The sequence below is a fragment of the Enterococcus sp. CR-Ec1 genome (assembly GCF_002850555.1).
In the GTDB taxonomy this organism is placed as follows: Bacteria; Bacillota; Bacilli; order Lactobacillales; family Enterococcaceae; genus Enterococcus_D; species Enterococcus_D entomosocium.
In genome coordinates this window covers 963,718-978,745 of record NZ_CP025223.1, presented here as the reverse complement: position 1 = coordinate 978,745, position 15,028 = coordinate 963,718, and the positions used below count along the sequence as shown (strand labels likewise).

Genomic DNA, 15,028 nt, shown 5'->3' with positions numbered 1-15,028 from the left:
CTTGCGTAAAAAGAGCGGCAGCTGTCGCCTTCCTTTTGTCATAAATTCGTCACAATTTCATCACAAAAAGAAAAGAAAGATGCCAGTAAGCCCGCAAATTTCTTTTTTCTTTCCTTGGTAGACTGAATGCAGCAAGAATCGAAAAGTGGAAGGAAGAAAAATATGAAAAAAATCGCCATTATTTTTGGAGGCAATTCACCGGAGTACGCCGTTTCTTTAGCCTCAGCAACTAGCGCAATCGAAGCACTCCTATCATCTCCCGATGACTATGACCTCTCTTTGATCGGGATCGCCCCAGATGCTATAGATTGGTATTTGTATACAGGAGAACTGGAAAACATCCGACAAGACACGTGGTTGTTGGATACGAAACATAAACAGAAAATCCAGCCGCTTTTTGAAGGAAACGGCTTTTGGCTAAGTGAAGCGCAGCAAACGTTGGTACCTGATGTTTTATTTCCCATTATGCATGGCAAATACGGGGAAGATGGCAGTATCCAAGGATTGTTTGAATTGATGAAACTACCTTATGTAGGCTGCGGTGTGGCGGCCTCCGCATTATGTATGAACAAATGGTTATTGCATCAAGTAGCAGAAGCGATTGGCGTACAAAGCGCTCCTACGATTCTCTTGACAAATCAAGACAACCAGCAAAGACAAATCGAAGCCTTTATCCAGACCCATGGCTTTCCGGTTTTCTTTAAGCCTAATGAAGCTGGCTCCTCAAAAGGGATCACAAAAGTGACTTGTGTCGAAGAAATTGCTCCTGCCTTGAAGGAAGCCTTCGCTTATTGTTCAGCAGTGCTCTTACAAAAAAATATCGCTGGCGTTGAGATTGGTTGCGGTATCTTAGGCAACGACTCTTTGACTGTCGGTGCTTGTGACGCTATTTCATTAGTAGAAGGCTTTTTCGATTTTGAAGAAAAGTACCAGTTGATTAGCGCCAAGATCACCGTTCCTGCACCATTGCCTGAAACGATTGAAACCAAGGTCAAAGAACAAGCTCAGCTGCTCTATCACAGTCTTGGTCTTAAAGGACTTGCTCGCATCGACTTTTTTGTCACGAATCAAGGAGAACTATACTTGAATGAAATCAATACTATGCCGGGCTTTACTAGTCACTCCCGCTATCCGGCCATGATGGCAGCGATCGGCTTATCCTATCAAGAACTACTACAAAAACTGCTTGTCTTAGCAAAGGAGGAAGTCAAATGAATCCCTATCTACAGTTAGTTAGCAAAGAATTTCCGTTAGAAAAAAACCAAGAGCCGCCTCATTTAGTCCTTGCTGCCTTCAGTGAAGACGAGGTTTACTTGCAACCAGAAGCAGCCAAACAATGGAAACGGCTAGTCAAAGCTTTAAAGCTTGAAGACGAGATCTGCTTATTAGATGGCTACCGAACCGAAAAGCAGCAACGGTATTTATGGGAATATTCCTTGAAAGAAAATGGGCTAGCCTATACGAAACAATTTGTGGCATTGCCCGGGTGCAGTGAACATCAGTTAGGCTTAGCGATCGATGTTGGTTTAAAAGGCAGCCAGGATGATTTGATCTGCCCACGATTTCGTGACAGCGCAGCGGCGGATTTATTTACCCAGGAAATGATGAACTATGGGTTTATTTTACGCTATCCCGCGGACAAACAGGAAATTACAAGGATTGGCTATGAACCATGGCATTTTCGTTATGTCGGTCTGCCCCATAGTCAAATCATCGCCAGCCAACAGTGGACCTTGGAAGAATACCATCAATACCTTGAACAAACGGCGAGGCAGTTCGCATGAAGAAGAATCAAGGAATCGAGCAATTTCGGGTAATTTTGGCGATGATGGTGGTCGCGATCCACTGTCTGCCCCTTCATCGATTGTGGCCCAATGGTGATATCCTGATCACATTGACTCTTTTCAGAATCGCCGTCCCCTTCTTTTTTATGATCAGCGGGTATTATGTGTTCAGTGATTTAGCCACCCAAAACAGCTATCCTGCCAGACAACGTATCTGGTTATTTATCAAAAAACAGCTGCAAGTCTATCTCATTGCCACACTGCTCTTTTTGCCGCTTGCTTGGTACAGCGGCATACTAGGATTGAACATGCCACTAGACACTTTTATTCAAACTTTGCTAGTCAACGGCATTCTTTACCATCTTTGGTATTTTCCTGCGATCATTACCGGCGGTCTACTAGTGATGGGCCTCTTGACACGGCTTTCTTTCAAGCAGGTGTTTTTCATTGCTGTCGGTTTGTATGTGGTTGGTTTAGGTGGGGACAGTTGGTCTGGCCTGGCTGCACAAACACCCATCACGCCACTCTATTCACTGATTTTCCAACTATTGGATGGCACTCGCAACGGCATTTTTTTTGCTCCCTTATTTTTGATCTTAGGGGTACTAGCCAGAAGATTTGCCAAAAAACCTGCTTCTCCCCATCGCTATAGTTATCTGATGATTAGTCTGATTTGCTTGCTTTTGGAAAGTTATCTCTTGCATCACTTTACTACACCTAAACATGACAGCATGTATGTCTTTTTGCCCTTCGTTCTCTTGTTTTTATTTCCGATCATTCAGCAATGGCAAGCACCCATGATCTGGAAACAAGCGGGTCGTCTGTCCCTTTGGCTCTATTTGCTCCATCCTTATACCATTGCAGTAACCCATTTTCTTAGTCAGAAACTGCCCTTGCTTCAAAACAATCTAATCAATTACTTCGTGGTCTTAGGATTGACCATCGGGTTGATTTATGGTCTCTTTGCTTTGCAAAAGCTGTTGCCGTTTCCGAAAAAAACGCCGCTCCACTTGCAGCGGGCAGCCAAAGAATTCTCAGCCCCCGCCCTGTTGCACAACTTGCAGGAAATCAAACGAGTGATTCCATCCACAACAAAAGTGATGGCGGTCGTTAAAGCAGATGCCTATGGTTGCGATGCACAATTGGTCGCTCGTACCTTGGAAAGAGTAGGCGTCGATTTTTTTGCTGTTGCCACCATAGAAGAAGCCATCGAATTACGGCGAGCTGGCATTAAAAGTCGCTTACTGATTTTAGGGTACACTTCTGCCCAACGTGCCAAAGAGCTGAACCGATATTCCTTAATTCAAACTATCGTCAGTGAAGCGCATGGACAAGCGTTAGCCCGAACAGGCCTTCCAATCGAATGCCATTTAGCGGTAGATACCGGCATGCATCGTCTAGGCGTTGCCCCTGACCTTGAAACAGTTAGAAGGCTTTATGCCTTGCCATCCCTCAAGATCACAGGCATTTTTTCCCATCTAGGCTCTTCAGATCAGCTAGATACGGCAAGTATCTTACGGACACAAGCCCAAATCATTTGTTTTGATGATCTATTGGCTGGCTTATCCGCTAGAAATATCGCCTATGGTCTGACGCATCTGCAAAGCAGTTACGGAATATTGAATTATCCAGAGAAACAGTATGATTATGTGCGCCCGGGTATTCTTTTAACTGGTTCCCTGAGTGTCCCGAATGAACCAACAAAACAGAAGATAAACGTACAGCCGATTCTGACCCTAAAAGCCTTACTAGTGGACAAAAAAACAGTCGCCGCTGGTGAAGCGATCGGCTATGGACTAGCCACTGTTTTTGATCGACCTACCACGATTGGGATCGTTAGTATCGGCTACTGTGACGGAGTCCCCCGTGCCCTATCAAATCAAGGATTCCAATTGTCTTATCAAGGGGGGTTACTCCCGCAGGTTGGGTTGATTTGTATGGATATGCTCTTGATCGATTTAACGGACTATCCAGAACTGGCGGTCGAAAGTTGGTTAGAAGTAATCAGCGATTGGACGAATACAGCTGATCAAGCACAAACCATTCCCAATGAATTGATCAGTCGACTAGGTTCCCGCGTCCCTTCAATGTCAAAGTAGAAAACGAATGCATTCGCTTACCGATTACGGTATGATGTGGGTAGAGTAAATGGTAGTTTAAATGAAAAAAGATCGTAGATAGTTGGAGTGAATCAAGGATGGCAGAAAAAATAATTGTTGTTGATGATGAAAAAGAAATCGCCGAGTTAGTCACGACGTTTCTAAGGAATGAAGGCTTTCAAGTGGAACCTTTTTATGATGGAACGAGTGCTTTGGCTTATCTCGAAAAAGAAACAGTCGATGTGGCAGTTTTAGATGTGATGCTGCCGGATATCGACGGCTTTCAGCTGTTACAGACCATTCGCAAAACCCACTTTTTTCCAGTACTGATGCTCACTGCCAAAGGAGAAGATCTGGATAAAATTACCGGTCTAAGTCTAGGTGCAGATGATTATGTGACGAAACCCTTCAATCCATTAGAAGTTGTTGCTCGGGTCAAAACGCAACTACGGCGATACCAACGATACAATCAGTCAGCTGTTCCGCAGAAGATTGAAGAATACGAAAAGGAAGGCTTACTGTTGAAAATCAACAGTCACCAATGTTATCTTTATGGCAAAGAGGTTTTCTTGACCCCCATCGAATTTAAAATCCTGCTTTACTTATTTGAACACCAAGGATCGGTCGTTGCCTCAGAAACTCTTTTTGAAGCAGTCTGGAAAGAAAAATATTTAGACAACAATAACACAGTGATGGCACATATTGCCCGTCTGCGGGAAAAGCTAAACGAACAACCCCGCAAACCGAAATTAATCAAAACTGTATGGGGGGTCGGCTATATCATTGAAAAATAGAAGTCCATTGATCCGGAAACTTTTGACTCAATACTTTATCACCACAGGTGTTTTAATGCTCCTTTTGATTCTGATCCCTTTAACTGTTCGCTTTGTAGCAGGATTGAGGGTTTGGTACGGCTATGAGCCCATTTATCAAATATTACGGCTTTTTGCTGATTATTGGCTCGTCTGTCTAGCAATCGGTGCCTTGCTGATTTGGGTGAGCACAACGATTTATTATATGAGTAAAGCCATCAGCTATTTGAATGAAACGATTCAAGCCACGAATCAATTGATTGCTGAACCTACGAAGCGAATCGTTCTTTCCAGCAATCTGATCGACGTGCAAGAAGAAATGAACCAGTTGCGGGAAAAAAATCTACAGGATCAACGAGCTGCCAAAGAAGCAGAGCAGCGGAAAAATGATTTGATCGTCTATCTCGCACATGATTTACGCACACCTTTGACCAGTGTGATCGGCTATTTGACACTTCTAGAAGAAGAACCGCAGCTTTCTTCCGAACTACGCGCACGCTATACCAAGATCGCCTTGCAAAAAGCCCAGCGGCTAGAATTATTGATCAGCGAGTTTTTCGAAATCACCCGTTTTAATCTTACAACGATCGCCTTACAGACCGAAACCACGGATCTGAGCTTGATGCTGGAACAGTTGACGTTTGAATTTTTGCCGCTGTTAGAAGAAAAAAACCTTCATTGGCAACTGCAGCTGCAGAAAAAAGTCTATGCGACTGTCGATACAGAGAAGATGGAACGCGTCTTTGATAACTTGATCCGCAATGCCATCAATTATAGCTATCCTAACTCCCCTTTGCGTTTAGCCATCAGCGAATCTGATGATATCCTGATTCGTTTGACCAATCAAGGAAAAACGATCTCAGCTGAAAAGATTGGCTTGATTTTTGAGCCTTTTTACCGCATGGACGCTTCCCGAGCAACGGCGACGGGTGGGACCGGTCTGGGGCTGCCGATCGCCAAAGAAATCGTTGAAGCATTAGGTGGAAAAATCTGGGCGGAAAGCCGTGACGAAACCATCGTCTTTTCGATTCGCCTACCGAAGGCAGCAATGGAAAAAAATGAACAGCGGTCAAAGCCCCATCCATCTGAACCAACTGCTTAACAGGCAAACAACCTGAGCATTTCGCTGTTCCCCTTCTAATTCAGAGGGAGGAAGAGCTGCTCAGGTTGTTTTTTATTGATTGCTTATTGATACACCAATGATCGTAACGCTTGATCGACTTTTTCTGCCGCTAAGCGTCCTTCGCGAATCCCCCAGATGACTAAACTCGGTCCTCTTTTAGCATCTCCTGCGACTAACACTCGTTCATTGTTCGTCGTGTAATCATCGTACACTTCTCGCACACCAAAGGCATCGAAGAGTTGGGTCTCTGCACCAACAAAGCCCATTGCCAACAAAACCAAATCCGCCTTGATCACTTGCTCTGTGCCAGGGATCGGCTGAAACTGTTGATCTACTGAGACCGTTTCGATGGCGATCAACTGGCCGCGTTCGGCGCCGATAAAGGCTGTTGTGGACACCCCATGATACGTCACTTGTGTTTGCAGGACTTCAGCCGCTTCTTCTTGCCCATATCCTGTGCGGGCTGTCATTGGGTATTCAGGCCAGGGATTGCTGTCGGTACGTGTCAATGGCAGTTGGGGCGTGATCTCCAATTGACGCACAGAAGCGGCTCCTTGCCGAATCGCTGAACCAATACAGTCATTTCCAGTGTCGCCGCCGCCAATCACGACGACGTGCTTGCCAGCAAGTTTTTTACTTGTTGCCGCTTTGCCATGCTTTAAGACATCTTTGGTTGCTTCCGTCAGATAATCGACTGCAAATTGCACCCCAGTCAATTCACGACCTGGAATCTTCAAGTCACGAGGAACACTAGCTCCTGTTGCCAAAATGACCCGATCATACTGAGCGGATAATTCTTCTGCTGACAAGTCACGACCGATCTCCGTATTAGCGACAAAGGTCACGCCTAGCTCTGCCATCAAGTCAATACGTCGCTGCACAACATCTTTATCTAATTTCATATTTGGAATACCATACATCAGTAAACCGCCAAAGCGATCACTGCGTTCATAGACCGTCACTTGATGTCCTAGTTGATTCAAGCGCCATGCAGCGGATAAACCAGCTGGTCCGCTGCCGACGATGGCAACTTTGAACCCAGTCGCTTCTTGAGGCAATCCGAAGGCTTTGACCCAATCGTTTTCAAAAGCAGTATCGATAATAAAGCGTTCATTGTCGTGGATCGTGACACCTGAGCCATTCAGTGCCTCGGTACAGCCTTTTTCACATGGAGCTGGACAAACACGTCCAGTCATTTCCGGTAATGGATTGGTTTTGGCAAGACGCTCAAAGGCGGCTTGGAAACGCCCTTGATAAACCAGATCATTCCATTCAGGAATCAGGTTGTCATTGGGACAACCTGAAACCGCTCGTTGACCGCCGTAAAAAGAACCGGTATGACAAAAAGGAATCCCGCAGTTCATACAGCGTGCTGCTTGCTCTTGACGCTCATTTTCAGGCAATGGCGTCTGTAATTCTTGCCAGTCTTGGATACGTTCTGAAACCGGTCGGGTAGGATTTTCTACTCTTGGGTACTTTAAAAAACCAAATGGATCTGCCATATTAGTCGCGCTCCTTTCCTGGAATAGTCAATTGTGGACCGACGACGGCTTCGAAAGCTTTCGTCACAAGTTCCTCCCCGATAAATCCTTGCTCAGCCAAAGTCTCCGTTGCTTGGATCATCTGATGGTACTCTGTCGGATAGACTTTGATGAAATGTTGCTGCTGATTTTCCCAATCTTCTAAAATCTCAGCCGCCTTCAATGAATCTGTATAGGCAAAATGCTGCTGGATCATCTCCTTCAGCTGATGGTCATCGCCACTTTCGCCAATCCGGTACAAGTCAACCATTTCCCGATTGCATTTTTCTGCAAAAGTTTGATCAGGGTCATAGACGTATGCCACGCCACCGGACATTCCGGCACCGAAGTTGCGGCCGGTTTTTCCTAAAATCACCACGACGCCGCCAGTCATGTACTCACAGCCATGGTCCCCAACACCTTCTACAACGACTTTGGCTCCACTATTACGGACGCAAAAGCGTTCGCCAGCAATGCCGCGGAAATAGCCTTCACCCCGATTCGCCCCAAAACAAGCAACGTTACCGACAATCGGTGAATGCTCTGCGTCATAAGCGGCATCATCAGGCGGCACAATGATCAAACGGGCACCACTCAGTCCTTTGGCTACATAATCGTTGGCCTCGCCAATCAGTTTCAACTGGATGCCCTGGGTGGCAAACGCCCCAAAACTTTGTCCAGCAATGCCGCGGTACGTAAACTGCAACAAACCTGGCGTTACTTCGTAATTGCCAAAGCGTTCTGCGATCCAGCCCCCTAAACGAGCGCCGACTGAACGTTGAACATTATTGATCGTATGATTCATAACGATTTCTTGATTATTGTCGATAGCTGCTTGGGCAAAAGCGTCTAACTCTGGCCACTGTCGTTTCTCAAGGAATGGGTCCGTCACTTTGCGTTCGATCGGGATCGTCGTTCCAATCATTCTGGAAAAGTCTAATGATTTTGCTTTGCCTTTGGCAACGAAGCGTGGTGTCAACAATTCCGCGTGTCCTACCATCTCATCAATCGTGCGAAACCCTAGCTCGGCCATCGTTTCCCGTAAATCTTCTGCTAAAAAGTACATCGTATTGATGATGTGCTCAGGTTTCCCTGCGAAAAATTTGCGCAACGCTGGGTTCTGTGTAGCAATGCCGACAGGACATGTATTGATACTGCAAACCCGCATCATGACACAACCAATCGCAACTAGCGCTAAAGAGGCAAAGCTATATTCTTCTGCTCCTAAAAGAGCAGCAATGGCGATGTCACGCCCCGTCATCAATTTTCCATCTGTCTCTAAGGTCATTCGCTGCCGCAAATGATTCATAGCTAACGTTTGATGGGCTTCTGCAAGCCCCATCTCCCAAGGCAAGCCAGCATCCCGAATCGAATTTCTCGGAGAAGCACCGGTCCCACCGTCATAGCCTGAGATCACGACTACGTCTGCACCGGCTTTAACGACACCGGTAGCGATCGTACCCACACCTGTACTAGAAACCAATTTGACATTAATGCGGGCATACGGGTTGATTGCTTTTAAGTCATAGATCAGCTGGGCTAGATCTTCAATCGAATAAATGTCGTGATGTGGTGGCGGCGAAATCAGTCGGACACCAGGTGTTGAGCCACGAATCTCCGCTACCCATGGGAAGACTTTGTTGCCTGGCAATTGACCACCTTCACCAGGTTTTGCCCCTTGGGCCATTTTGATTTGGAGTTCGTCCGCACTCATTAAATATTCGGCATTGACACCAAAACGGCCAGAAGCAACTTGTTTGATACGACTGTTATAGTTAATGCCCTTCACTGGTTTGAAACGATTCCGATTTTCTCCACCTTCTCCACTGTTGGATTTTGCACCGATCGCATTCATCCCTTCAGCAATACAGCGATGCGCCTCTTCACTTAGAGAGCCGTAAGACATCGCGCCGACTTTAAACCGTTTGACGATCGTTTCAACAGGTTCCACCTCAGCTAAAGGAATACTGCGTCTCGTGTTCCCAAAAGTCCACATAGAACGGAGGGTCGTTGGATTCTCTAACGCGTCTTGGTTCATCTCCGCCGCATATTCTTTATAAAGCGCATAGCTGCCTGTACGAACAGCTTTTTGAAACCCATAGATCGTTTTTGGATTGAACAGATGATGTTCCCCGTCGGCTTTGTATTGGAAACTACCGCCCGAATCAAGATAATCCACGCGTTTCTCGCCATACGCCGCTTCATAACGCATTAAGTATTCTTGCTCGATTTGCGCTAATGAAAGTCCACCGATACGAGTAACCGTGCCGGTAAAGTATTCGGAGATGACTTTCTCAGAGATACCAACAGCTTCAAACAATTGCGCCCCATGGTAACCGGCGATCGTTGAAATCCCCATTCGTGACATGATTTTGACAATGCCCTTTTCACATGCTTTACGGTAACTTTCGATCTTCTCTGAAAGCTCAAAATGCGCCAATGTCTGGTAAGCCCCATAAGGGTGGACCCCACTTACTCCGTAGCCGACTACCATGGCATAATGATGGACCTCACAGACTTCCGCAGTATCCGCAACGATTGATGCCAAGGAACGTTTGCCTTTTCGCACCAAGTAATTGTGCAGACCTGATACCGCCAAGAGAATCGGAATCGCCACTTTTCCTTCTTGCGCTTGGATGACTTCCCGATCACTTAAAATGACGATCGTTGCCCCAGAATCGATTTTTTGCTCCGTCTCTTTAAAAAGCGCTTCTAACGCTTGTTGCAAAGCTGCCCCGTTTTCTGGTACATAATCATAAAGAATCGACTGTAAAGCCGCTTTTTGACCATTTTGATCTAACTGTTTGATTTTTTCATATTCACTCGTTTTTAACACCGGACTAGCAATCTTCAGCTTATTACAATTGATTCGAATGTCCTTTGAAACATCCCCATCTCGACCTAAAAACAGCTCGGTACCGATCACCAATTTTTCGCGAATCGCATCGATTGGCGGATTGGTCACTTGGGCGAATTGTTGCTTGAAGTACGTAAACAAGGATTGGGGACGTTCGCTCAAAATAGCTAAGGGTGAATCAAACCCCATGGAGATCACTGGTTCTTCTCCCGTTTGAGCCATTGGTAAAATCAACGTGCGAATGATCTCATCCGTGTAACCATTTCGTTTCCAAAGGGTCTGGATCGCATCATCTGCTGTTTCCTCCTGCTTCTCAGTCTCAGGAAGCAGCTCTGGTATCAATAAGTGATCCGCTAGCCACTCCTGGTAAGGATGGGCATTCGCATAATGAGCTTTGATTTCTTGATTGCGTAAGATCACTCCTTTTTTGGTATCCACCAAAAACATATTTGCTGGTCCAAGCACCCCTTTTTCAATCACTTCCGATGCTGGCAAATCGACAACACCTGACTCAGAGGCCACGACCACAAAACCAGTTTTCGTGATCGAGTAGCGAGATGGCCGTAACCCATTTCGATCGAGTGCAGCCCCTACCAAATCCCCATCTGTAAAACATAAAGCTGCCGGTCCATCCCAAGGAGCCATAAAGCTTGCGTTGTACTCATTAAAAGCCGTCAGCTCCGGCGACAATCCAGCTTCTTTTGACCACGCTTCTGGCACCATCATCAACAGTGCTTGAGGAATATCTCGCCCTTGACGGTACAAATATTCCATACAATTTTCTAGTTTCGCCGAATCAGAATTTTCATCATCATAGACTTCGATCTGATGTCCATGCATCCAATTTTCTGCCCCGCGTAACGTGTTGATTTCGCCATTATGGGCTAAGAAACGAAAAGGTTGCGCCCGACTCCAGCTTGGAAAGGTATTTGTCGAAAAACGAGAATGGGTCAATGCGATACAAGAGGTCATTTCTGGGCTTTGAAGATCTTTGAAAAATAAGCCAACTTGATAGGCATGCAGCATTCCTTTATAAACAACTGTCTTACTGGACAAGCTGCAGATAGACAACTCATCAGTATGATACGTTTTTTCCAGTTTACGTCGTAGCCGGTAAAGCTGATCTTCAAAGGGACGGCCAGCAGCTACATCGACAGGTTTTTCAATAAAGACTTGCACAAATGAGGGCATGACTTTTTGCGCCCCCGGTCCACACTGATAATAATCATAAGGCACATCCCGTTGCCATAAAACGGTAAAACCCATTTGTTGAATGTCTTTAGTTACTTCTTCTTGGACCTGTGCTGCTCGGAGCTTTTCTTTCGGTAAAAAAAACATCCCAACAGCATAGGCACCTTTTTCAGGCAATGGGATTTCGGCCTCTTTTGCTCGCTGTTGAAAAAATGGGTCAGGCATTGCCATCAAAATTCCAGCTCCGTCACCTGTGTCAGGTTCAGCGCCAGTTCCCCCTCGGTGGTTCATCCGTTCTAACATTGTTAAGGCATTTTGCACAAGTTCTCGGGAATAGCGACCATCTTTTTGTGCAATAAACCCCATCCCACAAGCATCTTTTTCAAAAGCGGCATCGTACATCGTTTGGTTCGTTTTCCTCATCATCTCTAAATCACTCATGGAATCACACTTTCTTTCAATATTCTGAATATTCCGATTTTTAACAGTTTACAACCTGTTTTTCTATCTGGCAAGTTTTTTTTACTTGATCCGAGCTCGTTGGTTTCTTCTGTTGACAGTGAAATACTCCATCTCGAACAAACAATTGCCTACAGACCTTAAGGAAGAAACTTCGTCTAGTAAGGTTTTTTTATTATACAATAAACTGTCGAAAAATTATTACAAACAAATGAGAATCGTTATCAATTGCCACCTATTTTCTCATATTCATGTCAGAAACGTGCGTTTTTCTCCCATTCTCAAGGAATAAGAATGAGCAAGCGCAAAAAAGATGACCCGCAATGGGTCATCTTTTTTCGTTCTATTATTTTTCAAAGCCTTCTGCAACTGCTTCGGGATAGTTTTCTTTGACGATGGTTGCACAATGCCCACAAAGTGTTGGCAGTTGCTCTTCTACACCAACATCTACCCGGACTTGGCGACAACGTTCACATACTTCCCCTTCGGCTTTTTCAACTAAGATCGCCACATCCTCAAATTGATATGCCGCTTCAGGAGCTGCTTCACCGACTTCTTTGATCGTTAAGAAGTCTGGTGAAATGATCAGCAGTTGTGCAATATCTGAATCGATAGCTTTTAGCAATGCCGCAACTGGCTCAGTTGGATAAACAGTGACTTTCGCTTCAAAGGACTTTCCGATCAATTTTGCATTACGCGCTTCTTCTAATGCTTTTAAGACATTGTCACGGAAATCAAGGAAGGCCCGCCAAAGATCGAGCAGTTCTTCTTGGTTAGCAAATGTATCATAGCCAGGGAACTCCGCTAACTGTACGTATTCCTCTTCTTCTTTCAAGTGTGACCAGATTTCTTCTGCGGTATGCGGAATGATCGGTGTCAATAATTTCGTCAATGCAACCGCTGTTTGATAAAAGACAGTTTGCATAGCACGGCGTTGGAAATCATTTTCAGCTTCGATATAAACGACATCTTTTGCAAAATCCAAATAGAAGGAAGACATATCGACTGTCAAGAAGTTGATGACTGTCCGGTAAATATGCAAGAAGTTATATTTTTCATAGCCATCTTCCCGAATCGTTTTGATCGTTTGATTCAAACGAACCATCATGTATTTATCGACAGAACGCAAGTTTTCAAAAGGTACGCTGTCTTTTGCTGGATCAAAATCACTCGTGTTCGCTAATAAGAAACGCATGGTATTGCGAATCTTCCGATAGACTTCTGACACTTGATTCAAGATATCCATAGACACTCGGACATCCGCTTCGTAGTCAACACTGCTGACCCAAAGACGCAAAATATCCGCACCCATTTGATTGATCACTTTTTCTGGTGCAATGGTATTACCAAGAGATTTACTCATCTTGCGACCTTCGCCATCTAAGGTGAAGCCTTGAGACAAGACGGCTTTATATGGTGCGACTTCATTGATCGCAACACTAGTCGTGATACTTGAGTTGAACCACCCACGATATTGGTCAGAACCTTCCAAGTACATGTCAGCTGGGAACGTCAATTCTGGACGTTGACGTAACACGGCTTCGTGAGAAGAACCTGAATCAAACCAAACATCCATGATGTCAGTCTCTTTCGAGAATTTGCCATTTGGTGAGCCCGGATGCGTGAAGCCAGCTGGCAGTAATTCTTCTGCTTCTTTTTCAAACCAAATCGTTGAACCATGTTCAGCAAACAAGTTTGCCACATGCTCGATCGTTTCAGGCGTAATGATGGCTTCGCCGTTTTCTGCATAAAAGATTGGCAACGGAACACCCCACGCACGTTGACGAGAGATCACCCAGTCGCCGCGGTCGCGAATCATATTGTATAAACGAGTTTTGCCCCATGGAATGATCCAATCTACTTTTTCGATTTCATCCAAAATATTTTGACGGAACTTATCAATAGACGCAAACCATTGTGGTGTTGCCCGATAGATGACTGGTTTTTTCGTCCGCCAATCATGTGGATAGCTGTGAGTAAAGAAGTTTAGTTTTAGTAGGGCTCCTTTTTCTTCTAAAAGCTCAGTGATCATTGGATTGGCTTTGTCATAAAAGACCCCTTCAAATCCTGGTGCTTCTTCTGTGAAGACCCCACGGCTATCGACTGGTGATAAGACATCTAGACCATATTTTTTGCTGACGATGTAGTCATCTTCCCCGTGTCCTGGTGCAGTGTGGACCAAACCAGTACCGGCATCCAATGTCACATGGTCCCCTAACATCAATAAAGACGTACGATCATAAAAAGGATGTTGTGCCGTCATTTTTTCCAATTGATCGCCAGCCAATTCTTGTAATACTTCGACAGATTCCCAACCGATCTCATTCGTCACGGTTTCTAATAAATCTTTTGCCACGACGAATTTGCGGCCATCGGCCAAGATTTGAACATAGGCAAAGGTTGGATTCACAGAGATTCCTAGATTCGCTGGTAAGGTCCATGGCGTCGTCGTCCAGATAACAAAAGATGTATCTGAATCAAGCAAATCTTTGCCATCTGCTACTGGGAAAGCCACATAGATCGATGGTGATTTCACATCTTTGTATTCGATCTCAGCTTCTGCTAATGATGATTCACTAGATGGTGACCAGTAAATTGGTTTCAATCCTTTGTAGATGTATCCTTTTTCTGCCATTTTTCCGAACACGCGGATTTCTGCTGCTTCATAGTCTGGTGTCAATGTGATATATGGATGATCCCAGTCACCAGAAACGCCTAAACGTTTGAAATCAGCTCTTTGTGTATCCACTTGTGTCAAAGCATATTCTTCACATTTTTTCCGATATTCTGCCAAGCTCATTTCTTTGCGCTTGATTCCTTTATTGGTCAGTACTTGTTCGATCGGCAAACCATGAGTATCCCAACCAGGTACATAAGGTGAACGGAAACCTGACATCGATTTGGAACGTACGATGATGTCTTTACTGATTTTGTTCAATGAGTGTCCAATATGGATGTTTCCATTTGCGTAGGGAGGGCCATCGTGTAAGACAAAGGTTGGCTTGCCTTCATTTAATTCTTGACGACGTTGATACAATTGATTTTCTTCCCATTCTTTTTGCCAATCCACTTCGCGGTTCGGCAAGTTGCCTCGCATTGGAAAAGCGGTTTTTCCAAGATGCAGTGTTTCTTTCATTTTCATTCTTGTTTCGCTCCTTTTCGTCTCTCAACGTTTTGGTATAG

8 protein-coding genes are annotated in these 15,028 nt (G+C 45.0%); 5 read left to right on the top strand and 3 right to left on the bottom strand.

What is annotated here, in order from left to right; all coding sequences use genetic code 11:
* The first annotated feature begins 162 nt into the window (after positions 1–162).
* The 5 genes from vanC (at position 163) to vanS (ending at position 5,797) form a co-directional block, all read left to right on the top strand.
* Positions 163–1,215: a D-alanine--D-serine ligase VanC gene (vanC, locus tag CXM95_RS04560; RefSeq protein ID WP_086299201.1), complete on the top strand. Its 1,053-nt coding sequence runs from the start codon at positions 163–165 to the stop codon at positions 1,213–1,215.
* Positions 1,212–1,784, top strand: coding sequence for a D,D-carboxypeptidase/D,D-dipeptidase VanXY (gene vanXY, locus CXM95_RS04555; protein WP_101698867.1), 573 nt, complete (start codon positions 1,212–1,214; stop codon positions 1,782–1,784). Before vanC ends, vanXY begins: the two co-directional genes overlap by 4 nt.
* On the top strand, positions 1,781–3,883 hold the full coding sequence (vanT, locus tag CXM95_RS04550; protein WP_086299200.1) for a membrane-bound serine racemase VanT: 2,103 nt from the start codon (positions 1,781–1,783) through the stop codon (positions 3,881–3,883). Before vanXY ends, vanT begins: the two co-directional genes overlap by 4 nt.
* Positions 3,884–3,981: 98 nt before the next feature.
* On the top strand, positions 3,982–4,677 hold the full coding sequence (gene vanR-C, locus CXM95_RS04545; RefSeq protein WP_005237269.1) for a vancomycin resistance response regulator transcription factor VanR-C: 696 nt from the start codon (positions 3,982–3,984) through the stop codon (positions 4,675–4,677).
* Positions 4,667–5,797: a vancomycin resistance histidine kinase VanS gene (gene vanS / locus CXM95_RS04540; RefSeq protein WP_303393847.1), complete on the top strand. Its 1,131-nt coding sequence runs from the start codon at positions 4,667–4,669 to the stop codon at positions 5,795–5,797. Before vanR-C ends, vanS begins: the two co-directional genes overlap by 11 nt.
* Positions 5,798–5,880: 83 nt before the next feature.
* Here vanS and CXM95_RS04535 read toward each other — a convergent pair whose 3' ends face one another.
* The 3 genes from CXM95_RS04535 to ileS form a co-directional block, all read right to left on the bottom strand.
* On the bottom strand, positions 5,881–7,320 hold the full coding sequence (locus tag CXM95_RS04535) for a glutamate synthase subunit beta (RefSeq protein WP_101698866.1): 1,440 nt from the start codon (positions 7,318–7,320) through the stop codon (positions 5,881–5,883).
* A 1-nt stretch (position 7,321) separates the two neighbouring features.
* On the bottom strand, positions 7,322–11,827 hold the full coding sequence (gene gltB / locus CXM95_RS04530; protein ID WP_086299198.1) for a glutamate synthase large subunit: 4,506 nt from the start codon (positions 11,825–11,827) through the stop codon (positions 7,322–7,324).
* A 364-nt stretch (positions 11,828–12,191) separates the two neighbouring features.
* Positions 12,192–14,987: an isoleucine--tRNA ligase gene (gene ileS, locus CXM95_RS04525; RefSeq protein WP_086299197.1), complete on the bottom strand. Its 2,796-nt coding sequence runs from the start codon at positions 14,985–14,987 to the stop codon at positions 12,192–12,194.
* Positions 14,988–15,028: the final 41 nt, after the last annotated feature.